The 25386-nt window shown below is 47.9% G+C and carries 23 protein-coding genes; 8 read left to right on the top strand and 15 right to left on the bottom strand.

The genetic code is table 11. From position 1 onward, the window contains the following. Window positions 1-560: 560 nt before the first annotated feature. The 5 genes from L2725_RS03245 to L2725_RS03225 all read right to left on the bottom strand — a co-directional run bounded on the left by L2725_RS03245 (window position 561) and on the right by L2725_RS03225 (window position 3714). Window positions 561-1028, bottom strand: a complete 468-nt coding sequence (locus tag L2725_RS03245) for a hypothetical protein (protein ID WP_249247630.1) — start codon at window positions 1026-1028, stop codon at window positions 561-563. Window positions 1029-1038: 10 nt separating this feature from the next. Further along, window positions 1039-1362 (bottom strand): STAS-like domain-containing protein, encoded by a 324-nt coding sequence (locus L2725_RS03240; RefSeq protein ID WP_249247628.1) that lies wholly within the window; start codon window positions 1360-1362, stop codon window positions 1039-1041. Continuing rightward, window positions 1359-2453, bottom strand: a complete 1095-nt coding sequence (locus L2725_RS03235; protein WP_249247626.1) for an ATP-binding protein — start codon at window positions 2451-2453, stop codon at window positions 1359-1361. The genes L2725_RS03240 and L2725_RS03235 overlap by 4 nt, the downstream gene beginning before the upstream one ends. 392 nt (window positions 2454-2845) lie before the next feature. Beyond that, on the bottom strand, window positions 2846-3133 hold the full coding sequence (locus L2725_RS03230) for a hypothetical protein (RefSeq protein WP_249247625.1): 288 nt from the start codon (window positions 3131-3133) through the stop codon (window positions 2846-2848). An 86-nt stretch (window positions 3134-3219) separates the two neighbouring features. Next, complete coding sequence (locus L2725_RS03225) at window positions 3220-3714, bottom strand: hypothetical protein (protein ID WP_248934421.1); 495 nt, start codon at window positions 3712-3714, stop codon at window positions 3220-3222. A gap of 527 nt (window positions 3715-4241) precedes the next feature. Between L2725_RS03225 and L2725_RS03220 the strand changes: the two genes are divergently transcribed. After that, window positions 4242-4661, top strand: coding sequence for a globin family protein (locus L2725_RS03220; RefSeq protein ID WP_249247623.1), 420 nt, complete (start codon window positions 4242-4244; stop codon window positions 4659-4661). Window positions 4662-4767: 106 nt separating this feature from the next. Here the strand turns inward: L2725_RS03220 and L2725_RS03215 are convergent, their stop codons facing one another. Continuing rightward, window positions 4768-6054, bottom strand: coding sequence for an NCS2 family permease (locus tag L2725_RS03215; RefSeq protein ID WP_249247985.1), 1287 nt, complete (start codon window positions 6052-6054; stop codon window positions 4768-4770). 378 nt (window positions 6055-6432) lie between these two features. On the opposite strand from L2725_RS03215, the gene L2725_RS03210 reads away from it, so the two are divergent. The 4 genes from L2725_RS03210 (at window position 6433) to L2725_RS03195 (ending at window position 11376) form a co-directional block, all read left to right on the top strand. Further along, a complete protein-coding gene (locus L2725_RS03210; protein WP_249247621.1) occupies window positions 6433-7971 on the top strand; it encodes an amidohydrolase family protein in 1539 nt (512 codons plus the stop codon). Window positions 7972-8227: 256 nt separating this feature from the next. After that, window positions 8228-9067, top strand: a complete 840-nt coding sequence (locus L2725_RS03205; protein ID WP_249247619.1) for a hypothetical protein — start codon at window positions 8228-8230, stop codon at window positions 9065-9067. 44 nt (window positions 9068-9111) lie between these two features. Continuing rightward, window positions 9112-10206, top strand: coding sequence for a hypothetical protein (locus tag L2725_RS03200; protein ID WP_249247618.1), 1095 nt, complete (start codon window positions 9112-9114; stop codon window positions 10204-10206). 75 nt (window positions 10207-10281) lie between these two features. Next, window positions 10282-11376, top strand: a complete 1095-nt coding sequence (locus L2725_RS03195) for a hypothetical protein (protein ID WP_249247616.1) — start codon at window positions 10282-10284, stop codon at window positions 11374-11376. A 48-nt stretch (window positions 11377-11424) separates the two neighbouring features. Here the strand turns inward: L2725_RS03195 and L2725_RS03190 are convergent, their stop codons facing one another. After that, window positions 11425-11985 (bottom strand): DUF2799 domain-containing protein, encoded by a 561-nt coding sequence (locus L2725_RS03190; RefSeq protein ID WP_249247614.1) that lies wholly within the window; start codon window positions 11983-11985, stop codon window positions 11425-11427. Window positions 11986-12765: 780 nt separating this feature from the next. Here L2725_RS03190 and L2725_RS03185 point away from each other — a divergent pair. Continuing rightward, window positions 12766-13758 carry a DMT family transporter gene (locus L2725_RS03185; RefSeq protein WP_249247613.1) on the top strand — a complete coding sequence of 331 codons (993 nt, stop codon included), beginning with the start codon at window positions 12766-12768 and terminating at the stop codon, window positions 13756-13758. Between the two features lie 87 nt (window positions 13759-13845). Here L2725_RS03185 and L2725_RS03180 read toward each other — a convergent pair whose 3' ends face one another. Further along, window positions 13846-14589 (bottom strand): pirin family protein, encoded by a 744-nt coding sequence (locus L2725_RS03180; protein WP_249247612.1) that lies wholly within the window; start codon window positions 14587-14589, stop codon window positions 13846-13848. Window positions 14590-14968: 379 nt separating this feature from the next. Between L2725_RS03180 and L2725_RS03175 the strand changes: the two genes are divergently transcribed. Both L2725_RS03175 and putP read left to right on the top strand, forming a co-directional pair. Next, window positions 14969-15877: a LysR substrate-binding domain-containing protein gene (locus L2725_RS03175; protein ID WP_249247611.1), complete on the top strand. Its 909-nt coding sequence runs from the start codon at window positions 14969-14971 to the stop codon at window positions 15875-15877. 345 nt (window positions 15878-16222) lie between these two features. Beyond that, window positions 16223-17695, top strand: coding sequence for a sodium/proline symporter PutP (gene putP, locus L2725_RS03170; protein ID WP_249247983.1), 1473 nt, complete (start codon window positions 16223-16225; stop codon window positions 17693-17695). A 110-nt stretch (window positions 17696-17805) separates the two neighbouring features. Here the strand turns inward: putP and L2725_RS03165 are convergent, their stop codons facing one another. The 7 genes from L2725_RS03165 to L2725_RS03135 all read right to left on the bottom strand — a co-directional run bounded on the left by L2725_RS03165 (window position 17806) and on the right by L2725_RS03135 (window position 25325). Continuing rightward, window positions 17806-18144: a hypothetical protein gene (locus tag L2725_RS03165; protein WP_249247610.1), complete on the bottom strand. Its 339-nt coding sequence runs from the start codon at window positions 18142-18144 to the stop codon at window positions 17806-17808. A gap of 8 nt (window positions 18145-18152) precedes the next feature. Further along, window positions 18153-19253, bottom strand: a complete 1101-nt coding sequence (locus tag L2725_RS03160) for an MFS transporter (RefSeq protein WP_249247609.1) — start codon at window positions 19251-19253, stop codon at window positions 18153-18155. Window positions 19254-19350: 97 nt separating this feature from the next. Further along, complete coding sequence (locus tag L2725_RS03155) at window positions 19351-19923, bottom strand: hypothetical protein (protein WP_249247608.1); 573 nt, start codon at window positions 19921-19923, stop codon at window positions 19351-19353. Between the two features lie 278 nt (window positions 19924-20201). Further along, on the bottom strand, window positions 20202-20621 hold the full coding sequence (locus tag L2725_RS03150) for a hypothetical protein (protein ID WP_115135386.1): 420 nt from the start codon (window positions 20619-20621) through the stop codon (window positions 20202-20204). A 183-nt stretch (window positions 20622-20804) separates the two neighbouring features. Beyond that, on the bottom strand, window positions 20805-21548 hold the full coding sequence (locus L2725_RS03145) for a DUF805 domain-containing protein (protein WP_346429378.1): 744 nt from the start codon (window positions 21546-21548) through the stop codon (window positions 20805-20807). Between the two features lie 370 nt (window positions 21549-21918). Further along, window positions 21919-22350 (bottom strand): hypothetical protein, encoded by a 432-nt coding sequence (locus L2725_RS03140; protein WP_249247606.1) that lies wholly within the window; start codon window positions 22348-22350, stop codon window positions 21919-21921. A gap of 242 nt (window positions 22351-22592) precedes the next feature. Then, complete coding sequence (locus L2725_RS03135) at window positions 22593-25325, bottom strand: PKD domain-containing protein (protein WP_249247605.1); 2733 nt, start codon at window positions 25323-25325, stop codon at window positions 22593-22595. Window positions 25326-25386: the final 61 nt, after the last annotated feature.

The raw sequence follows: 25386 nt of genomic DNA, 5'->3' as shown, positions 1-25386 counted from the left end.
ATTCACCATCCATGGTTCAGCGGTAGCTGCCCCGTCATCCATGACGGGACTTGCTATTGAAGCCATTTCCCTCCGGCAACTTCGGACGGGGACATGGGTAACTCTCACACTTAATGCACTTGCCCATTCCAGAGAGACTACCAAAGATGCGGACGACATGGATGTTGGAGTTAGATCAACGCAGGGAACAGTTATCGAAAGCCCCTCGGGGTTTGCTTATCGTATCAGAAGCTCGATTTACTTCCCTGTAAATCCTTCCAGCTCGGCTATCCTGCCTCGCCTTCGTGAGCTTATCGCTTCGCGATACTCGCCCACCGCATTCGAATCAATCCCCCGCGGCCGCTTCGAGGAAGCATTAGTTTATACTTCACTTTCTGAGTGAATTAACTGATTAAATTATCGTTCTACGCAATTTTAAATATAGCCCAGCCAATATATTAGGTTAAAACCAAACCCTGAAGCTATTAAAAATTGAGCTCACATATTCCGAGAAAATTAAGACTATCAACATCAATTTAAAACAGGACGCGTTTCAAACACCTAATTTATCCATACCCATATCAATCAACATGAACTATCGATATAATGTCAAGTTTTAAAGTAGATATCTTGCCGCAAGACCTCGTTATTTTCCGCACATTAGATTTTCTTCTCGCCCCTTCAAAATCATCACCAGTTATTATGTCATAAAGCTCGCCAATGTTATTTTTTATCTTGTTGTGTTTACCTGCAGATATTTTGCCATGTCGATATGACAAACTTCTATATGCTGGTTCCAACTTCCTAAACAGAAACTTTATATTTGACTCTATCAATATTGGATTATCTAACTTAGACTGTTCGACTGACCAATACTCAATTGTACTTTTAGCAAGTTCATCTAATATATCCGTCAAATGTTCTTCAAGTTTAATTATAGAACTTCTTTTGTTCGCAATCCTTCCATTTAAATAACCAAAAACAAAAGCAGAGAATGCACCGACTACAGCAGCAACGACACCGGCCACAACTTTATCAAATATATCCACTTATATCACTCTACTTTGCATCTTTAATGTATTCAATGATTTTCTTTTTATAAAACTCAAAGTCAACATCTTCAAACTCAAACACTAACTTATTTAATAAATCTATAGAGCTATATTTACCTTTCCTCACCAAGCCACCAAAGGCCTCTTCTAGAAAAGATGAACCGTATCCCTCCACATCGTCAATTTTGATGTAAAGCTTCTCATCTTCGGCAACCTCGGAAAGTCTTTTTTCTAACAAGTCATCCCTAAATGCTTCACCGCTATGCTTACCATCGCTTCTGAACCGGCCAGCAGGAGTATCACTGAAGTCCTTACCAATGTTTATTCTCATTGCATTACACCTCTTTCAGGTATCGTTACGCTCCAGATAATAAGTGTACCCATGATAGGGAAGTCTAGCGAATTTTTTTGTATCTTTTCTTGTCGTTCTATGCAACTAAAGCGATAGTGCCCTCTTTGGCTCATGATAGACAAATAGCCATTCCCATATTGTCTAATGAATTCTAGTAAATCCTGTAGTCCTTTGCCTCTATTCCCTGAATTGGTGCTAGTTCTCCCCATCTCTACCGCAGCCGCAATTAGTGAAGGGTGATCATTTATTAATCCCATCTTTGCTATATAACCTTTTGCACTCTCCCAAAACTTTGACTTTGGTAAACTAGATGGAATGCCAATCCCCTGGTCATAGAAAGCAACTTTCAATTTCCTTGACTGTTCACAGAATGATGCTGTCATATACCAGTGCTTTCTTGCTTTTATTATCTCTTTAGGATACGCATGATGTGTCACATTCGTAATTGCTTCTGATAGAGCTTGAAACAAGGGAGGCCTTTTAACTCTACTTCCGACTATTTTTTCAATTTGCTCCCTAAGATGTTTAGCTTTATCCTCATCTCCAGGTTTTCCTTTAATAAATTTCACGACTTTTACCAACCCATTGCTATTAGGTGCACATGGCTGATAATTAAACAACTCAAAAAAACCCAGTTCAGATAGAGTGCCACGAACATTTGGATGCCATCGTTCTGTCTGAGGGGTTAGTTTCCTCCCATTTTTAGTATTCCAGTTATCTATTTCAGCAGTTAGCACTAAACTAGCAGGTGTAGATATATCTTGAATAGCATTCAGGTCAAGTGCTCTTAACCTAACCCCCCCCCTCTTAAAACTTAGTATTTTCCTTAGTGAGTTAATTGGTTTTATTGACTGATTAAATCCATCATAAAGATTGAGAGACTCGGGAAAAACTACTGTATACCGACCGGAACTTTTCTCTAGCGAGATAAAATCTGAATTCTCTTGAAACCAATTGTTTATATATTGTACACGTCCCTTTTTTTTTACACGACTGGACTTTCCCCCTTTCCTAAGGGTTAAGTTAAAGCGCTTGATCCGTTCAATTTCCCTTTGAGTTACTTTTATCATTACTGCTTATTCGTTTTATGACGACTTAGGGATAGTTCCCTCCACAAAAGAGTTAACAAGCCCGTTGTACACGCTACCGCCCGTCTGTTTGGCTCAGGCACGCAGGTATATGAAATTGTTGCGGTAATTTAGCAGCAGCAGGCATTGGAGTCTGTAGGAGAATGCTTACATCCCATTGATTTAGTGGAATAATTGTGACGCAGGATACAGTTCTTGTTTTTATGTCAGGTTGGGACGACTAAATGGTGAGCTGTGCTGATGTGGGGACTTAAAACAGAGCGGTTAGATCTGGTCAGTCGTGCACTCCCCTGCAGATTGGTAGTACGTAAGACTGACGAGGGTTGGAGCCGTTCAGGAACGAAGTGCGGGGTTTAAGCTAAGTGAGTTGGCAATCAGCCGCCTTTGAGTATGTCCAGGATGTTGCTGACGAAGTCGTCATCGACGAAGGGGCCTTTCCTGCTGTGGCGTTGGTTATGTTCCCGGGTGACTTCCCTTGAGCGCTCGTGAATGTAGTTCAGCTCCTGTTCTTCCCGCTTCCATCTTTGCCGTTGTTGCTGAAGCGTTTGTAATTGCGCGTCAGTCAGGTGCTGCTCTTCCGTAATCTCGGCACCACAATACATGCAGATCTTATGCTCGGTGAGCTGCAGTTCACGCTGGCATTGACGACATACTCTGTCCATAGATTGTCTCTTCACTTGGCTACTAACTTGGCTCTTACTTCGAGGCGTTTCATCAAAGGTAGCGGAACCGCCTGAAAATAGACAGGCTAGCTGTTGATCAGAACAACGGTGAAAGACACTGCGACAGAGAAAGCACCAACAACCAACGCCAAACAAGACATGATTAGATATCTCTTACACCTGTTCAAATCCTTGTCCAAACTAGCTTCTTCACTATCAATAGACTCAAGAAGATCATTTTCGGACTCCTTCAACCTCAACAGTCTGACAAAGTGCGTTAGGCAGTCTGATGAGTAATACCTATGCGCAAGAGCGGACAACGCCGATATTGCAAAAGCCAATGCTCCGAGAACAAGAAATACTGGCCCAAGAAATCCATCAGTAAAAAGGTGCATCCCACCATCTTTTACTTTCAGGGCAACATTAGACACCAGGAATCCGTACCCCGCTATTCCCAAAAGCGCCAAACGCAGGAGCTCTGTAGAAAATGACTGATACTTTTCCAGAACAATAATATCGATACGGTAGCTATCTTCATTAATCGCATTCCCACCGAGGTATTTCTTCGTAAACGTACGCATATCCTTTAGCTTTTCCCTTTGCTTAAAAGTCTCCAATCCGCCCAAGACCTAACAGTACAGGGTTATAACTCTGCGTACAAAGGACAGCGAACTCTCCAAAAAGACCGGAAAGGCACAACTTGTACTTGATACCGGCAGGATACACCTTGTCTCCCTCGATGCCGCTGAAGGGCGTTGCCAAAAATACCGGACACGAGACAGGGACGTCGAGTGAAGAAGGTTGAGCAGGGACGCGAATCCCTTCTGGTCGGGATTTTAGGCGTAAGACCGAAGAGTTGTCGGCTTCGCCGGGAGTCGCAGGAGGTTTGCAAAGGGGGGATGTCGAAACTCTCCCCTTTGCCCGGGTGTGGGTTGGAGACCCACGACTTTATATCGCCTGAAAGGCGATTCATATGAAGGCCGGACAGCCATGTTATAACGATTACCAGTCAATCACTTAGACTCATCAAACAGGTATACAAAGGCTTTTATATAGTTTGGGGAAATATCAACTAACCTTAAACTGACTCACACTTTACGAGGCTGATATGTCCCTGACCCAAGATCAAGTCGAGCTAATCCAGCGCTCATTTTGCCAAATAGCCCCTGACACTTCCCGAGTGGCTGACCTTTTCTACGACACCCTGTTTGAGCTGGAACCGAATACCCGACCACTGTTTAAAAACAGCATGAATATTCAAGGGCAAAAACTGATGCAGATGCTCTATTCCACTGTAGCGGGGTTATCTGATCAGCAGGCTCTGGTACCGGCAATACAGGAAATGGGGCGAAGACACATAGGTTACGGAGTAAAACCTGAACACTTTCCCCCTATGACGAGTGCATTAATTTTTTCGCTTCAACAACACCTAAGTTCTGATTTCTCTCCCGAGGTCAGGGATGCCTGGACTGAGTTCCTGCAATGGGTGAGCGATGTGATGCAAGAAGCGATGCTTGCCGGGCGCTAACGTCGATAGCAGTCATATCTCTCGATAACAGATACAAAAACGCCGCTGGCTTATTAGCTCAGCGGCGTTGTTTTATGGGACGAAAATGTCAGACTGGCGCAGCCAATTAATGACCATCAATAAAGATGAACTTAATCAGGAAGAGTACGGCAACCACTACCACGCAAGGGTGGATATCACGCCATCTGCCACAGCCGGCTTTAATGACGCAGTAGCTGATAAAGCCTGCTGCAATGCCTTCGGTGATAGAGAAGGTAAATGGCATCATTACCGCAGTAATAAAGGCTGGAGCGGCTTCACTCAGATCGCTCCACTTCACCTTGGTCAGACCTGCAGTCATCATCACGCCTACATAGATTAGCGCACCGGCCACTGCATAAGGCGGAACCATGGCAGCCAGCGGAGACAGGAAGATCACACCAAGGAACAGCAGACCCACAACAACCGAGGTCAAGCCTGTACGGCCGCCCACAGATGCACCGGAAGAACTTTCAATGTAGGCGGTCACACTTGAAGTGCCCATATAAGCGCCAGCTACACTGCTCAGTGAATCCACTTTCAGGGCTTTACCCATGTTCGGGAAACGACCTTTGTCATCACTGATGCCGCAGCGCTCGGCGACGGCAATCATGGTGCCCGAGCTGTCAAACATGCTTACCAGCGCGAAGGAGAAGATCACGCCAGCAAGGCCGATATTCAAAATGGCGCTCAGATCCAGCTGACCAAATACATGACCAATGGCAGGTGGCATAGAAACGATACCGCTAAACTGCACATCACCGCACAGGGCTGCCAGCAAAGTGACTACCAGGGTAGAGATCAGCACGGCTGAGTTAACGCCGCGGTAAGCCAGAATAATGATGATAAAGAAGCCCAAAGAGCCCAATACCACAGGTAGTGAGGTCAAATCGCCCACCTTCACCAGAGTATTCGGGTCTGCCACTACCAGGCCACTGTTTTTAAAGCCCAGCAGCGCAATCAACAAACCAATACCTGCCGGGATACCGGTTCTCAGGCCCGCAGGGATATTTTCCAGCAGCCACTGACGCAAACCAACGACAGATACCAGAGCAAACACCACAGCGCCCCAGAATACTGTACCCATGGCGACCTGCCAGCTTACGCCCATACCCAGGGTAACCGAGAACGCAAAGAAGGCGTTCAGGCCCATGGCGGGTGCCAGGGCAATGGGTAGATTCGCAATCAGGCCCATTGAGATACTGCCCAGCGCTGCCGCCAAACAGGTGACCACAAACACAGCTTTGGTATCCATGCCCGCCGCACCCAGAATTTGTGGGTTAACGAACACGATATACACCATGGTCATAAAGGTAGTGAAACCGGCGACCACTTCGGTAGAGGGCGAAGTGCGATTTGCGCTCAACGCGAACATACGGTTCAGTAGCTGGCCAAATTTAGACGTAGGTTGGTAGTTAACGTCAGGTGCCTTGTTAACAGAGGAACTTTGCGGATGGTGCATGGATGGTTAGCTCGGGTTAAAAAAAAAACCCACCGGCTCTGAGCCAGTGGGTCTTGCCTAATTAAACCTCAAACAGCGGTAAAATTCGATCAGAGTTGCTAAATGTGTGACCAAAATCACCGTCAAGCATAAGAGCCCGCCGACACCTTTGTCTTTTTGCGCACTGCAATAAGCATTTACAGTTCAAAAGGCGGTAATCTGGCACATAACCAGAACATTCTGTTAGCTTGAGCAAGACCTCAGGAGTAAAACACGCATTTAAAAGCTCACTAACGGAATGATGGGAATAATATGAATATAAAAAAGTGGATTCTCAGGATTTTTATTGGCGGTTCTTTATTAACCCTGATCTGGGCTGTCTCAAGCTATTTCTTTGTAGATTACCAGCTGGACAAGATGTATGGCGGCCATACCGAGTTGGCCGAGATTCCCGAGCTGGACTTTTCTCACTCCCGTTATGCTGTGACCAACTCTCATATTTGGGGAAGCGACGCCCACCACTTTCAATCGGGCCTGGCTGTCATTATTGATGATGGTGAGATAGCGGATATTGTTCCCGAAGATTCATTGTCTGCCGATATCACTGTGGTTGATGGTCAGGGGGGCTATCTGGTTCCCGGCTTTACTGATTCCCATGTTCACCTATGGCAAAGCAAAAATGACCTGCTGCTTTATCTGGCCAATGGCGTCACCCAGGTAAGGGAAATGAATGGCAGTGAGCAGCATATTCGCTGGCGGGACGAGATTGAAGCCGGAGCATTGGGGCCAAATATCTATGTGGTGTCGCCACAGCTGGCAACCTTTGGTCCGGTTGAGGGGTGGTTCGTGGGCTGGACACAAAACAAGACCATTGTCAGCAGTGCCGAAGAGGTTGAAACTGCGGTAAAGGACTTTAAGCAGCAGGGCTATGATGCGGTTAAAGCCAGCAGCTTTTTGGATAAAGCAGGATATCAGGCACTCAGTGACGCCACTCAACAACACCAAATCCCCATGGTCGGACACATTCCCATTGCAGTCAGGCTTGATGATTTTATTGCGTCCTCACAAAGTGAAACAGCCCATGTGGAGGAGCTGGTTAAAGCGCTCGCCAGAGAATATGGCGGCTTCAAACCGGAAAATAAAGAAGCCTTTCTGACGTGGCTGCGTGGGCGAAGCCCTCAGGTGGCAGAGCAGTTGTTGGAACGTAATAAGTCAGTCACAACGACCCTGGCGATTATTGACAGTTTCCATCCACAAAAATCAGACCTGGCCAGCGAGCTTAAGCGGGTGGAGCTTAAATACGTCAATCCCGGCATCGCTGAAGGGGTAATTATCACTTCCCAGGGCATGGGCTGGCTGCCGGATGTCAATATCTATCGCCTTTATGAGGGGATGACACCGGAACGTCGGGAAGAGGTACTTGAATACTGGCAGGCCTATGCTGAGGCCCAATACATTATGTTCGACGAGTTGCGGAAAAAAGGGGTACATATTCAGGCAGGAACCGACACCAATGTCCCTGTTATCGTGCCGGGTTTCTCTTTGCATGAGGAGATGCTGGCGATGCAGGAAGCTGGAATGAAACCGACAGAGGTTTTAAGAGATGCGACTCTCTCGCCCGGTAACTGGATGCAGCAAAATGTCGGCCAAATCAGCCCGGGATACCAGGCTAACCTGGTTCTTCTTCGCGATAACCCAGGCGAAGATATTCGCGCTACTCAGTCTATCGAATCCGTCATTATTGGCGGCAAGCTTTTATCTCGGGAGTATCTGGACAAGTTGCTCGCCAGTGTACTAACCGCAAACGATAACAGCCGCACTGTCGACCTTGAGGACCAGGGCTGGCAATAACCTCAGTCCACCTGATGCCTGCAATAATCCCATGCAGGCATCTTTTGTTTAAGGTCTCTCCAAGGCTGGAAACAAGCAGCCCCTGAGGTTGTTACAACGCCTGCTTTCCCTGCCCCAAACTGACTAAGCCCAAAGATGCACTCGCTTTTTTAACCCAATCAATAGACAAATGACCGATAGTTACCTTGTAAGTCCCGTGGGAGGATAACTTCCAACTATCATAATTTGAGCTGGGTTTTAGCTGATGAGATTAGTGTTGTCGTTGTGGTTAGCCTTAACCATTGCCGGTTGTGGTCAGTCCGAAGCTGAAAAGAAGTACACCATCAAAACCTTTACCACCATTGAGCAGATCATCGACGTGACCAGGGAAGATGTTTGGACTGATGCTGACGTAGCCCAGATTCATATTCAGCGGGCCCGGCTGGGGTATATGGTGGAATTTCTGGACGATATCAACATTGGTTTGTTCACAACCCTGACCAAAGACATCCCCTATTATGCCGTTGGTTATCTTGACGGCGGATTCGAGCGCGCCCGACACCTGGTGATCTGCATAGACAGCCACTGTCCAACCCCGGAACAATTGCGTTTGCGGGAATATAACTTCAAGGTTTATCAATTTGAAGCCGCTGTGGTCACCGTGACTGACAATTGGGAGATCAGAGCCTCCAAAGAAACAGGTAAGGTCAGTTTCTCCACTTCAGATGACTATGTCGCAAAACGAAAATTCCAGGGGTCACAAAATGTACTTTCGCCTGAGTTGGTGGGTCAGGAGGGCTACTTTTATCAGGTAGAAATACCTTTAGAAAGCTCATCCCTGAACATGCAGGTTGTAAAGGGAGATCCGGTTAGTGTTGAGTTCAGCGGTAACAGCGACTCAATGAATACCCCACTCAATAAGTCCTACACGATTGATAAACCAGCCGTATTTCGTTACCACGACCACTTTATATTCGTTGCCACTGATGGTCAGCATTTGATGAGTACCGATACCAATCTGATCAACTCAGAGTTTGACAAGGCGCCGCGGCCTATCGATGTCGATATATTGGCTGAATGGAAGCTCTCAACGGACAGACCCAATACGAATGTGTGAACAAGTCAATCACCAGGCTTAAGTCATTTAAAAAGGACCACTAGATGAAGGCTTACGATAAAGCTATCCAATACACAAAAGGCTTCAGCATTAAAGGGGCCGCTATACGCGACAGGCAAAATATCTTTTTGTTTTTTGAAAACCATTACGATGAGAAAAAACATGGCAAAGATTGGCAGCAAGAGTCGCGCATTGTCTATTATCGCCCTCAAACAGACAAAGTATGGGGAGGGAAAGGTTATTATAACTTGTTTGATGTCATGGGTATCTGCCTGCCGGATAAACAAAAAACCATGCTTTTTAGTGATCGTTATGGCAATGCTTATCAACAGGGATTAAGTGATGGCTATGACTTTATTGATGTACCTAAAATTCAGATTGAACAAGGTAGCCGCTTAAATACGCTAAGGTGCATCGATAGTGACATATTTATCGGCGGGAATCGGCGTACATTACGTATTAGACGGGATAATATGACCTGGCATGAATTTGGACCAGGAGGAACAGATGCGGAAAGGGAATTAATAACGCTATTAGGGGCAACCTTCTTATGCTTTGATGGATTTGCTGCTGATGATATTTACGCTGCCGGGGTTGATGGTGACTGTTGGCACTATAATGGCCAGCAGTGGCAGCCTCTGGATATTCCTACTGATCAAGATATTTATACCCTATGCTGTGCAGGCAACGGCAAAGTCTATTTAGGCTGCAGTGGCGGCATTTTGCTGGAAGGCCGCGGCGATAATTGGCAGCAGCTCCCTATTAAAGCCTATGACGATACCACGCTCATTACCCTGCTTCACTGGTTTCAGGAACGTCTTTATATCATCCCTGCAAATAGCGTTGAAGGTGCCTACGAGTATGATGGAAAGCAACTGCTCCCAAGCCAATTGGGTAGCCTGCGAGTAGATACCAGCAACATGTTCACTGACAATATCCTCGAAGCCATTAGACCCAGTGACAAGCCTGGCCCAACAGTGCCTGGCGCGCCCAATACCATATGTAGCTGTGATGATTTATTGCTGGTAGCCGGTGGAAATGAGGTTGTCGTATTCGACGGCACTCAATGGATGACACTGTTTCAATCTAACCTCACCGACGCGGAACTCGAGCAGACCGGCTGGCGTTATCAGCCCTGAAATCATCAGACGCCCTGGTAAATATATCAATAAGTCAATCACCAAGCTTGAGCCATTTAAAACAAGGACCACAAGATGAAGGCTTACGATAAAGCTATCCAGTTCACAAAAGGCTTCAGCATTAAAGGGGCCGCTATACGCGACAGGCACAATATCTTTTTGTCTTTTGAAAACCACTACGATGAAGATAGAGATGGGGATGATTGGCAACAAGAGACACGCATCGTCTATTATCGCCCAAAAACAGACAAAGTATGGGGCGGGCAAGGGTTTAATAACTTTTATCGTGTGATGGGCGTCTGCCTGCCGGATAAACAAAAAACCATGCTTTTCACCGATTGGGATGGCAATGCTTACAAACAGGGGCTGAGTGATGGCTATGACTTTATTGATGTACCCCAAATACCTATTGAACAAGGAAATAGTTTCAATACGCTAAAATGCATCAATGGTGGTCTGTATATTGGGGGTAACAGGCGGAGCCTGCTGATTAAAGAAGAGAATAAACCCTGGCATGGTTTTGGGCCCGGTGGTACCGCCGTCGAAGAGGAATCAGCAACGTTATTGGGAGGGACTTTTTTATCTTTTGATGGCTTTGCTGCTGATGATATTTACGCTGCCGGGGTTGATGGTGACTGTTGGCACTATAATGGTCAGCAGTGGCAGCCCCTGGATATTCCTACCGATCAGGATATTCATACCGTATGCTGCGCAGGCAACGGCAAAGTCTATTTAGGCTGTGGTGGCGGGATTTTGCTGGAAGGCCGCGGCGATAATTGGCAACAAATCCCTATTAAAGCCTATGACGATACCACGCTTATTACCCTGCTTCACTGGTTTCAGGAACGTCTTTATATTATCCCTGCCAATAGCGTCGATGGTGCCTACGAATATGATGGAAAGCAACTGCTCCCCAGCCAGTTGGGTAGCCTGCGAGTAGATACCAGCAATATGTTCACTGACAATATCCTCGAAGCCATTAGACTCAGTGACAAGCCTGGCCCAACAGTGCCTGGCGCGCCCAATACCATATGTAGCTGTGATGATTTATTGCTGGTAGCGGGTGGAAATGAGGTTGTCGTATTCGACGGCACTCAATGGATGATACTGTTTCAATCTAACCTCACCGACGCGGAACTCGAGCAGACCGGCTGGCGTTATCATCCCTGAAATCATCAGGCCGCCATGGTGTTCCGCGGCCCGATGTTGGCATCCCCATTAATATCCGACAGGAAATCCCATTCTTCTGGCATCATCTTTTGCCAAACCTAATTCAAAGTTCAAATTTCTTTTCTCTTTCTTTTTCCTGTTACGCTCCTCACTGAGCTTGTCCCGCTCGCTGGTGCTGAGTCCACTTTTCGCCAGCTTATCTCCCAGAGACTCTATTTCGTATCCAAGAGTCGCGATTTTTTGTTGTTTTATATGGATATTGTGAGCAGATTGATAGGCGCTATAAAACTCGGCTTCCAGCGATTTGGGGCAAGCATTTTGGTAGCACCCTCCGCTTATACCAACACTCCAGCCATTATCTCTGGTGCAGTATTGTGCTATCCCCTGCTGCCAACCTTTTTTATATTCAGGAACGGATACAGAGACACCAAACTCAGCACAATCATCAGCATATAAACTATAGGTATTTTCGGGTTGACCACTTTGCCCATCTGTTAAGCCCTGGGATAACCAATCGGCATGATTACATTCAGATTGGTCCATACTGGCGCAGCCACTGAGGATAGATAAGATTAAAATGAAAAAAACAGACTGGTAGATTTTCCGCATAACTTTCTCCAAAACTTATTATTAATTTTATTTGCAGACTTTGCGATATATCTCCTCAGCTACACTAACACCTTAGACTTTGTAACAAAATGTATCTGAAGTTAATATTATGGCGGCTACTTGATCTGAGTCCATTTGCATTTGACAGCAAAAAAGCCAAATACAACCTCATCGCTAATTGATTATCTCCAACAATAATAACCACTTGCACCAAGGTCAGTTGACCTTTGAAGATGCTTTTGCAGCACTTTGTCATTGTTTTATGCAAAGCAACGCCAAACGCTCCAACCAGGCAGAATCGCCCCATACCCGGCAAGCGACATAAGTCATCCAGGCCATTACCTAAATTTCAGTTCCATTTTGTAAACCACAAAAGCCTTGCGCCAGATCACACAAACGCCGACACAGTTAACTTTAGTTGACTGCCGAGTTTCATAACTCCATATATTAGTAACCCTTAAAGGTTATCCAGCCTGCTAAAACCTTTCTCAAAAGCCCGCAAAATTTTGATTTACCTCACAAAGTCAGTTGATTGCTAGACGCAAATCCCAAGCTCATTTCAAATATAGCGACTTTGGCTCACTAAATTCCAGCATACGTATCAGGTCACATTTTTTAACTTAGCTATGAGTAAAATGCCCACACAGTAAACAATACTTAACCGAAATCTTAGCTTCCCTTTCCCACTCTCTTGCACACAAGCGTGTTGATAGTGGCCCAGCGACAGATCCCCGGTTCCTGCTTCAGTCTTAACAGGCAGGACACTTAAGGAAGAATGATATGAACATCACCAATAAAGACGTTGTTTTAGGATGGACGGCGGCCATTGCGGTTGCGGTAATATGGGGGGTAACAGGTGTAGTGTCCAAGCCACTTTCCCAGGCCGTAGACCCAATGACACTGGTATTTTTCCGCTACGTAACAGCAGTCATTGGCCTTTCAATCATCTTCTTCTTTACCTCCCGCAGTCAGAGTCTGAGCAAAGATCTGGGTGGCTCGCTGAAAATCGACAAGAAAGATATTCTGAAAATTGCGCTGTGCGGCATTATTGGTCAAGGTGCCTTTTCCTTGTTTAACTTCCTGTCTCTTTCTCATATCGGCGCCACTGAAAACGGCGTCATTCAGGGTATGCAGCCATTTGCCACCGTCTTTTTCGGCATGCTGTTTATGAACTTCCGCATGAATAAAATCCAGTGGGCCGCCTTTATTACCTCAGCTTTGTGTATTTACGCCATGAGTGTGGGGCCAACCAACAGCATTGAAGGTGGCACACCTATGCTGGGCTATATCTATGTCACCTGCTCCATGTTGTCTCTGGCCTGGACTGCTCACCTGCGTGCCAGCCTGGCTGACAAGTATGGCTCTGTAGTTTCTATGCTGTACCAGTACATCTCTGTGGCCATTGTCGGTTTCTTCGCGGTAATGGCGATGGGCCTTGATTTGAGCCAGATCTTTATCATCCTGGACAGCCCATTGCTGATTGTTCTGCTGATCTTCCTGGGTACCGGTATCTCGGGTGGTAGCTACCTGATTCAGCTGTACTCTTTCAAACGCATCGGTGTAGAGAAGGCCACTATGGCACTGAACTTGATGCCTCTGGTGGGCTATGTGGTTGCCGTACTGACTCTGGGCGAGCAGATGGAGCTGAGCAAAACCATCATTGTGTCTCTGATTGTGGTGGCCCTGTATGTGTTTACCAAATATGAAACCAAAACGGACGACACTGCCGAAGTCGCGGAAGGTGCAACTGCCCTGAAGCCTCAAAAGGCCTGATCTCTCCAACCCGGCTGACACTTGGTGTCACTCTCAGTCCCCCGTCGACACATTGCGACGGGGGCTTTTTATTTACATTCCGAAAGATTAATCAATACTGCCCAGTAAACCATCCTGATAAGCCTGCTGAACGGCAACAATCTCGCGTTCATTACTCATGACAAACGGCCCCTGCTGTACAAATGGTTCCTGAATAGCGTCACCGGACAGCATCACAAAGTGCACCGGACCTTCTCCTTCAAATATCAAGGGTAAATCCTGTTGATCATTTCTAAATGCCGCGGATTTTCCTGCGGGTATGGTCAGCGACTCTCCTTGGACGTTAACACTCAGGGTGCCATCGATAGCGTGCACCCAAACGCCCTGTGAAGCTTTCGCTGTATGCCGGAATTTGCCTTTATTGGACAAAGTGCCATCCAAAATCGTTACCCCTCCCGCAGGAGCCTGTACGCCCTCGACACCGTTGCTACTACCCAGTACCAGACGCACCCGATAATCCTGAGTAGCCAATATCGGCATAGTTGCTGCACTGACATGTAATGCCTCGGGAGCCGATTGCTTAAGCGTTGCAGGTAAGTTCACAAACACCTGCAATGCATGGGTTTTACTGCCAGGACGGGGGGCCTCATCATGTACCGCCCCCTGCCCGGCCTTCAGCCAGTAGAGATCGCCGGGCAGCAGATCCAATTCATTGCCCAGGGAGTCTTGGTTGTGGAACAGACCCTCACTGTCCTCAAACATCACTGTCACAGCTGACATACCCGCATGGGGATGGGCCCCAAATGTCGGCCTGTCCATGGTGAAGTGATCCACCATCACCAAAGGATCCATCAATCCACTGAATTGCTTCTCTCTAAATCCCAGCGCCTTAAATCCTTTATGGTTATCTATCAGTTTGGGGACTGATTATGCCTGAGCTCTGGTGCAGATTTGCCGCAGGAACCTGAGAGGTTTGAGTGTTTTTTGGGGTAAAGCCGTCTGTGTGAGTTTGCATAGTTACCTTCCTTGATTCAGTTCTGATTGTTATTGGAGCCTTGAGGGAATTTCTCTGTGCTCATCTGATGTTTTACATTTAAATATGGAACAATGACTTTGAAAACAGCCATATATGGAAACCATGAATCCATATATGGAACGATAAAGCAGCTAATCAATGGACAGGTCAATTTTGGCTAACAAGCCCCATGGCCATAAAAGCAGGAAGCTCAGAATGACGGACTTAAATGACTACTACTACTTTGTGCACATAGTCGAAAAAGGGGGATTTGCTCCGGCAGGCAGGGCGTTAAATGTCCCCAAGTCCCGCCTGAGCAGGCATGTTTCAGCGCTGGAGGCAAGGCTGGGAGTGCGACTGCTGCATCGCTCCTCCCGTCACTTTTCAGTGACTGATATAGGCGCTGAATTTTATCGTCATGCCAGGTTGATGCTGGATCAGGTGGAGGCAGCCGAGGCGCTGGTTAACCGTCAAACCCAGGGTGTGTCAGGTACAGTTCGTCTATCCTGTTCTATCGGTGTCGCCCAGTTTGCCCTGAGCAAGTTAATGGGCACTTTTATGCAAACCTACCCCGCCATTAATCTGGTACTGCAGGTCACCAATGAAACCGTCAATTTGCTTGAAGATGGGTTGGATCTGGCACTGCGGGCACATATGGGTCCCCTGCCGGATTCCAGCATGGTACAGCGAACATTGGGCAACACTCAGTGGTTGCTGTTTGCCAGCTCCAGGTATCTGGATATCGCCGGTCGTCCCTGTGATACCTCGCAGCTCGCTCAACATGTCGGGCTGAAACTGGGGTGGCGGCCACAAACCGGCAACTGGTGTTTGTTCAACAAAGACGGAATAGAAGCCAGCGTGCCCTTCAGTCCGCGCTTTTGCTGTGATGACATCAGCAGCTTGAAACAGGCCGCCATTGAAGGCCTGGGAATTGTGGCGCTGCCCGGCTATACCTGCAAAGCAGAATTAACTGATGGCACTCTGGAACGGGTATTACCAGACTGGCATGCAGGCGTGGCAACGTTTTCCCTGCTGATGCCCACCCGCGCAGGCATTCAACCCGGGGTTCAGGTGTTGGCCGATTATCTCAAAGCCAAACTACCGCCATTGATATCTGTCAGTTGATGGTTAACACCAACCGACAAAGCCTGGTTCGGGGGAATAAAGTCATTGAATGGACAGTCCCTTACTACTGCCGATAGCACACAACACCAGTAGCAGACCAAAGCACAGACCAACCACCTGACCGGCCCTTTCATCCCCCAGACTTTACAGTCTAAAACATGAAGTTTGTCACACTTGGGTGGAGACATGGTTACTGGCTTGTTAGCATAGGGGCTAATTGGCTGAATTTTTTCATTTTTGGATATCCATCCAAGTTTGGCTGTCAGGAGAATAAGAAAACAACCGGGAGTCCCAGTGGAACCTAATACTTATACGCTTATTTCAATTGGATTGTATTTTATCGCCATGTTGGCGATTGGGCTGTACGCCTATAAAACCTCTACCGACGATGTGTCCGGCTATATGCTGGGTGGACGTCGCCTCGGCCCCGGCATTACGGCACTTTCCGCCGGTGCATCCGACATGAGTGGCTGGATGCTGATGGGTCTGCCCGGCGCCATGTACGTGGCTGGTATGTCGCAAATCTGGATTGCCGTTGGCCTGCTGATTGGCGCATTCGCCAACTACCTGATTGTGGCCCCGAGACTTCGTGTTTATACCGAACTGGCCAATGATTCCATCACCATTCCGGACTTCTTTGCCAACCGCTTTGAAGACAAAGAACGCTACCTGCGGGTATTCGCCTCCGTGGTGATCATCATCTTCTTTACCCTGTACACCTCAGCCAGTCTGGTTGCTGGCGGCAAGCTGTTTGATAGCTCATTTGGTATGGACTACAGCACAGGCCTGATTGTAACCGCCAGTGTGGTATGTGCTTACACACTGTTCGGGGGCTTTTTAGCAGTGAGCATGACCGACTTTGTACAGGGCTGCATTATGTTTGTGTCTCTGGTTTTGGTGCCCGTGGTGGCCTTTACCGAGCTTGGCGGCCTTGGCAGCGTGACCAATGAAGTGGCCAGCCTGGATCCCAAATATCTGGAACTGTTCACCAATGCCAATACCGGGGAAGCACTGACGGCACTGGGGATCATCTCCCTGCTGGCATGGGGCCTGGGTTATTTTGGTCAGCCACATATCATTGTGCGTTTTATGGCGATACGCTCAGTCAAAGCGATTCCTGCGGCGCGTAATATCGGCATGACCTGGATGCTGGTATCTATTATCGGTGCGCTGGCAACCGGCTTTGTGGGGATTGCCTATGTCAACGAAACCCAAATGACGCTGGATGACCCTGAAACCATCTTCATTATCTTCTCCCAGTTCCTGTTTCACCCCCTGATTGGTGGATTCTTGCTGGCCGCGATTTTGGCAGCGATTATGAGTACTATTTCGTCGCAGCTGCTAGTGACCTCAAGCTCACTGACCGAAGACTTTTATAAAGCCTTCCTGCGTAAAGACGCGACTCAAAAGGAGCAGGTAACGGTTGGCAGAATTTCAGTATTACTGGTGTCTGTGGTTGCCATCATGCTGTCTTGGGATCCTCAGAACTCGATTCTGAATCTGGTGAGTAATGCCTGGGCAGGCTTTGGTGCCGCATTCGGCCCTGTGGTTATTCTGAGCCTGTACTGGAAACGCTTCACCCGCAATGGCGCCCTGGCAGGTATGCTGGTTGGTGCCGCCACTGTGCTGTTCTGGATTTATGCGCCGGTCACCATCAATGGCGCCTCTTTGAGCTCAGTCATCTATGAGATTGTGCCCGGCTTTATCCTTTGTACCATCACCTGTGTTGTGGTCAGCAAGCTCACTGCTGAGCCATCTGACTCAATGAAACAGGTTCACGACAAGGTTGAAGACGCTATGCGTGAAGCCACCAGCTAATCGAAACGCTGAACAACAAAAAACCGGAACTCATGTTCCGGTTTTTTTAGCTTCACGCCTCTTAGCAAACCACTATGCAGCCTGACACAATATCGAACATACAAGGCTAACTATCTGGCAGACTCTACGCCGAATTTGTAGGTAATCAGTTTGTCGAGCATCGCGATATCCTGCTCCCTCCCCTGAGAGTTATACTCATCCGGGTTGGCATTCACCCAGCTCTCAACAACTCTCATGCCCGTTGGCGTACTTTCTAATTTCAGGGCAAAAATCAGATAGCCTGTCCAGCTGCGTTGAAAATAAACCCAATCGCCATCGGCAAAGATTCGCCATTTATCTTCCATGTCAGTAGGTTCCAACCCAGCGCGGATCTTCGCAGCCTCAGCATTTGAATACTGCGCCTGATACTTCAGGGGCAAAATTTCAGATGGCAGTTTGCTTGGTTTCATCGTGCCCCCTATAAACCCATCATAGACGCCAAAGAGCCCACCAATACCAATGCAGCCGAGGGAATAACAGTTACAGCAGCAGCCGTCGTTGCAATATACCTTGGGTTTCCATTTTGAAGCACAATAGACATCGAAATAGAGTGAAACAGCCCCCCTGCCAAACTCATGACTATGATGTAGCTGTACAAAAATGTATTGATAATCTCCAGCTCAGGAAACGCAAATACCCTGCTCAGGCCGATAGTGACAAGGTATAACACCAAGCCAACCAACCACTTGGTATAGGATGAAGAGGGCCTGAACCAGCACCAGGCACTATAAATAATGAGTCCCAGAGGAATAAGCCAGGTCGACAAAAAGGAGCTAAACATCATCGCTTCAACTTCAAGAGTAGGTAACTCATGCCTGAACAGATCGAGGATATCCAGCAACACCAGAGTGACCAGGATAAACCTCACCCATTTCCAGCTGTTTGGAGACTGAGGAGAATCGGCTTGCAATGTACTTTTCTGAAAACTGACCTGAGGCAACTTTTTATAAGTCATCAAAATAAAAATCACGCTCAACAGTTGAGCCACAAAAGCCAATAGAAACGCCGCGGTTAAGCTGTAAGCCTGAACGACAACAATCACTGACAGACCGCTCACCATAGCGCCGAAATTGCCTAGAGGGATAGCCAGTAAAGATACGCTGTCCAGTTTGTTTTTATGATTTGAGAATATCTGCCCAAGCAGTCCCCAATAACTTGGTTTAATACAGCCGCTGCCAAAGGCTATCAGACAAACTGCGGCATAAAGACTCTGGTCAGCCCCCAAAGCCAACATCAAATAGCCAACTAACACGGAAAGCGACCCAAGCAATAATACTCTGCGAGTCCCGATGACAAAGTCTGACAGCAGTCCACCAGCAATTTGCAGAATCACCACCAATCCGGTGAAAATCACATACAGTGTACGCGCCTCATCTGAGCTCCAGCCCGCACCATCATAGGCGTCGGTAATATAGATAACCAGATAGGTCATCATTGCATAGTAAGCGGTGCGCTCGAAGAATTTGGCAAAGGCAAGAAAGCTAAAATTGTGCAGATAATTTGAATGGCTGGCTTCCATGTTTAAACACTCTCAATTCCATTTGTTGGCTGGGTTGGTATGTATGGTACAGCTCTGGATAACAGGGCCACCTCAGCCCTGTTATCCCTGCTGAGGATCAGTAATAGATATAGTCGGAGTCGTAATCCCTTGGGGAGTCAACCTGACCACCAGAGTCAGGCGCAAGATTCACTTCAAGCAGCACCTGCTCTCTCTCTGGACGAACAAAGCGTGCATTCACACCTATAAATGAGTAACCGCCACCCTGAAACACCCCATTGTTACCGATATAAGTGAAGGTATGAAATTGCCCATCGGTACTATACTGCCATTCATCATTGCTGACGTTGCGGCCATGCATATACTGGACAGTGTTGTCGTAATCCACGGTGAAATACTTGCCAACCGGTACAGAGAACTGCACGTTTTGCACGCCGTTACTGTCGACTCCTTTTATTTCACCGATAAAGATAACAAAGTCGAACACGCCTTCATCGGCCTGCATAAAATTGGTTTCCCGGGTAAACAGCGTGGTGACATAGCTCGGGGTTTGCAGTTCAGGGAAACCGTTGGAAGGCGAAATCCCGTTAGCCCCTGCACTAAAACTCAGCAGAGTAACCACCATTGCGGCTGCGCCGCCTTTGACCATACTTTTTACACGACCCATCGAAAAATCAGTTATATATTTCATTTTCAGACCTTCCTCTCTGACATGAGAGCCTGCGCCTTAAGGCACATTTATGACTGTTTTTATTACTCTCAAGAAAGCGCACCAACAGGGTACGCAATAGTTAGGGTGAGCATGTCGCCACGGGAAGATGCGAGTGGGCGAGCGCCGCTCACATCTTGCTGATTTCACACTAGAGCAGATTGAAGGGAGGATAAATCACTGGGTTTACTATATTTTGCTCACCCGGTTAGTAGGTTTGGCTTAACCCTGGGCAAAGCCCGGACCAACAACCGGGGCAATCAGGCGCTGCGCCGCCAGGGTTCTGCAGGGGCTTTGATGTAGTGACTAAAGAAATAGCCCCAGGGCACAACAAGGGGCACCAGAATAATCCCCAGCAGACAGGCGGCCAGAGTTTCTGTGGCGTACTCATCGAGACCTGCGTCCAGGTGCATACGCAGAGCAAACCCCAATACCCAGATGAGTTTCCAGGCAAGCTCAAAAATCAGTAAAGGCAACATCTTCAGCGGATACAGCACACCCAGCAGACACAAGAGGCCCAGGGCACCGAGCATGGCATAAACCACTGAGTCGGTATCCGCTACGCCCCATGAGAAACTGATGATCTCCGGCCAGATTGTCATACCAAGGCCAAACGCCATAAACAGATACATGGCCCTGAGCAGGTTTAATCGCAAAATGCTGACTGGGGGTTGGCTCATTGCTGGTTTCCCTAGAGTGGATTTATCCCTAACTTATACAGCTTGTCCGCCGGGATACACCCGCCCGCCCTCTGCTCCGGGAGCTCCCCGCCAGGAAAGCCCTGTAATCCGTGACAACCTATTGAATAGTCAGGATATACACAAAGTTGTCAAAATCGTGAGCAAACGTTTCAATGACCAGGCTCAGCTGAACCAATAGGAATAGGAAACCCACACCCAAGCTACCATGAAGAAAACCACAGTGAACATTATAGCTTTCATCAATCTACTTTTTAAACTCAGCAATATCAGCACGATACCAAATAGCGAAGCAAGATCCAGAGTCCTCAGGGTGTAAGTCAGTAGATCATAGACAACGTCTATATAGGCAAAGTATATCGGCGGTGAGTCATACTGAATCGACAGCAGGTCACTGATGGTGAAAACGTAATGTCCTCCAATTCCATACAAGATCAGAATGACGCCCAAAAGCACCAGACTATCCCGATGGCGGGAGTCCTGCTCGTCACCAACAGGTTTTACACCATATTGGTTGTCACTATCCTGTGACCGACTGAGAAGCAGCACAAGCAGCCAAATGGTACCTATGAGGGGAATAACTGGCAGCAGCAACATCCATCCAGTTTTACCAGTATCATGCAGTCGACGAACCATAATGGCCAGTCCGGGTAACACTGCAAGGGTGATGTAAATGAAGTAAAAAGGCCCGAACACGACATCATTGAGGACCAATACAAAGGCCTCTGTCGCGCTGTAGTAATCATCTATCTCGAGTTTAATGAAGCGGTAGCCGATGACTATATCGTCCAGCACAGTTGCCAGAAAAGCGAAAATCAAGCTAACAAGATTGAACATCCAAAATTCCTGTCGACTCGCTCTGCCGCTGAAATCAAAACAGCGTCGCCATCCTCTCAGATAAAATTCCACCTTACCTCCCTGGAGTAGTTAGTTATCAGGCATTGAAGCCACAAGGCCTCTTGTTGAAATCATTCGCTTTCGGACGTGAAATCAAATATCAGCCAGGCACCAAACACAATCATCCTAAAGCATTAACTGTGGGTATCGGCTTCTACCCATAAGTTGGGATATTCCCAACTGCGGCGCCACTGCGTTGACATTTATAGGCCTCATAGACAGTTTAGAAAGAACTAAACCAATAAGAATCCAAATATACCGTTATTTATCATTTCCCTGATTATTCAGGTTTTACCAGGGTCTGTTGACCTTTGAAGATGTGATGGGCTGATGACACCCTCAAATAATAATGAGCCGATGGTTCACATCGGCTCGCGGGAAATCAATCTTCAACCGAATAGGGTATCAGCAACTCATAGCCATCACCGGACAAAGTAAAATGCACGCCGTATATATCTCCCGAACCGTACATCACCTTCCTGTCTTTAACCTCAATCCCCTTGGATGCGAATAACGCCTCACATTTGTCAGACGCCTTCCTTAACGCTTTCATATCCGTGGAGAACATAGATTCAGACATAATAAAAACCACCTGCCCATTGTTTCCTCCCGCGATACGAAGCGCAGTTCCATCCAGTTCGATATCTCGGGTAGCACCACTCATCTCAGAGCAATCGGTGTCGAGTTTCATGGTGCCGCAACCGGCTGCAACGCTATAGGTGCCCACAGTCTTACCGTTAAATTGCACCGACTCAGGTGTCGACATGCAAGCTGTCGCCATAAAGGCCCAAATTAAAACCAGTAACTTTCTCAATTTATTTTCCTCTTATTGTCGTTATCTCAATGCCACAACACACCAAACTAGCCAAACCGGCTGACAATAGGGATCAGCTGAAGGTATATATTACACACAGTGAATTCAGCCGTTTCAATCACCCTCGGCTCTGCAAAGGACTGGATTGACAAGGTAAGAAGGGAATACGCTAAACAGAAAGCGCGCTCACTGAGCGCGCTTTCAACTGCTGATCACCATGGTCTGTTGACCTTTGGAGATGGTTAAAGCTGACCTTCAACCCTGATGTCATCGATGGCGATATCGCCTTTCCAGCCGCCCACAGCCTCGGCACGGAAGCGCACTTGAATATCACCGCTGAAGCCACTTAAATCCACATTGGCCTGAGTGTAGTCAGCCGCCTCCGACTCATGCTGCTGCCCTGATACCACAAACAGATCTTCAGTCCACACGCCATTGTTCAGCACATCCACATGCAGGCTGCCAATATTGGCACCATACATATGATAGAAGAAGCTCAGAGTGCGGCTGTGACCGCTGATAACCGGGCTATCCAGATAAGCTGTATCTCCAGCGTTATAGGCATAACTACTTGAGGTTTCAAAGTAACCGTACTGACCCGTGGTTTGTGCACCACTGTCAGGGCCAGTGCTGTTAGATGGCGTGGTACCCGGCTCTTCAAACCAACTGTCGGTTGCGGCCTGGCTGTTGCTCCAGCCTCCATCTATACCGGTTTCAAAGTCCAAACCAGCCAATAGCTGATTACCATTACCTGAACGGGTGCCATATATTTGCAGATTGTCGACGGCAATGTCCCCTTTCCAGCCCCCAGCAGCGACCACACGTAAACGCAGTTGCAGTTCACCGGAATAGCCGGAGAAGTCGACACTGGCAGAGGAGAACTCATCGGATGATGAGTGCTGCTCGCCACTGAGCTGCCAGATATCCTCTATCCAGTTACCATTGTCCCTGATATCGACACTCAAACTGCCAATATTGGCACCATACATATGGTAATCAAATGCCAGACGCATCTCCTGTGCAACAAACATCGGGCTCTCAAGGGAAACAACATCACCGGCGTTGTAGGCTCCTTTGTTATTGGAGGTTTCAACATACAGGTAGTAATCGCTGCCTGCGGCACCTGACTGGGGACCGGTTGAACTGGAAGGCGTACTGCCGGAACGTCGACTCCAATCCCAGGTGTTGGACGCTGAATTACTCCAGCTGCCAAAATCGGACTCAAAGTCATCCATGGACAGCTGAGACGCATTACTCACACCAACACTCTTAGTCTGGCTGTGGCTGGCCCCCTCATCATCTGTCACGGTTAAACTGACCTGATATGTTCCGACGCTGGCATAGGTGTGAGCCGGAGACGCCGACGAAGATTGAGCGCCATCACCAAAGTCCCACATCCACTCCACAATGCTGCCATCGCTGTCCTGGCTTTGGTCAATGAAGTTGGCAGTCAATCCACTGGTGTTCACTACAAAATCTGCCACAGGAGGCTGGTTAACGGCTGCACTGACGGACACCCGCGCCGACCTGGTGTTGGTGGCACCATTATCATCAGTCACAGTCAAAGAGACGTTATAGCTGCCCGTCGCTGCATAGGTGTGTACCGGAGACGCCTGGGCAGACTGATTTCCATCACCAAAGTCCCAACTGTAAAGATCCACGCTGCCATCGGCGTCAGAACTCGCGTCGGTAAAGGTCACTGTCATCCCATTCACACTACTGCTGAAATCAGCAACCGGAGGCTGATTTCCACCGGAAGGGTCTGACTTGAATGCGGCAATGGTTGATGCAGTCAGGTTCAGTACTCTGGCGTTATCATGGGTGTCTGTGGTTCCCCGCGTAACGCCCTGAAAGCTCCGGGTTGGATCTGACCAGAAGTTCTGTCGGGTACAACATGAATTACTGTTGTATGACATGATGGAACGCCAGCCACCGCTGGTGTACAGGAAGCCATGACCAAACGCATAGGGCGTGGTTTTGCTGTCCTTCTCCGGGTTATGCCTTGCCGACATCAGGTGTCCCAGCTCATGGCCAAATGAGTAGTACCCCGTAGCACAGGAGTCTTTCACTACCATAAAGGCGGTATCCACAGTTGCGCCAATCGCACCGGCGCGCCCACAGGCTCCGGCATCACCGATCAAAATTGCCGCGACATCGGCGCCATACTGATCCCGCAAACCATGCACTTCATCCATATAGCCGTCGTTGGGCGTCTCGAAGCGATCAAGGTCGGTACCATGATTGCCGGTTTCCGCATAGTTCAGCTCGTAGACATGGGCCAATTCAACCATGGCATTGACGCCAGAGTCGGTAAAGCCCTGATTGGTCTCAGCCACGGCCAGGTCAATCAGCGACAGGATACCGGGATTTTGTCTTGCTGCTTCCGTGGTATACCCCACCAGCACCTTGATAACAGAGGTCGTTGTAGTGGTCACCGATTGAGCAACCGGGAAAGATGGCAGTGAGCGCATCTGACTCATGGGTTCAGGCAGGTCACCTGAGTGGTCCTGAGGTGTCAGGCTTTCATCAATCAGCTGCATAACCACGCTGTCAGCAGACTGAGGCATCAACTTGTATAGCTTGCCATTGACCCTGACTGTCCCTGATAAATACCCATCTCTGCTGACCAGGATGATTTGATTGTCACCCGGCGACAGTGACTTACCTTTGTTGTTAACCCTGCCCTGCCAAACAAGCGCACCACTGGTGCTGTGAAATGCCTTCAGGCGTTCAACCGAAATACTCCCCCCTGTTGGTAAGGCCAGCGTAAGACTGGCAGTACCAAGGCCCAAGGCGCTGCGGGCAACACCATAGGTTTGGGATTGAATGATTTCTGGATCTGACGGCCCTGCTGACACAGCTTGCCGGGCCTGGCTGGGCATCTCAATTAGCAAGGATGGTGGCGCTGCCAACACCGAGGTGGCTGTTGTCATCATCAGCAAAGCAATTGATTGAGTTACAAGACGTTTTCGCATTGAATTTCCCCTGAAAGTTTTCCATAACTTTTGAAATCCCGGGGACTGCTGGAATTTCCAA

This window comes from Shewanella corallii, from assembly GCF_023349125.1.
Taxonomy (GTDB): domain Bacteria; phylum Pseudomonadota; class Gammaproteobacteria; order Enterobacterales; family Shewanellaceae; genus Shewanella; species Shewanella corallii.
This window is presented reverse-complemented; position numbering and strand designations above follow the sequence as displayed.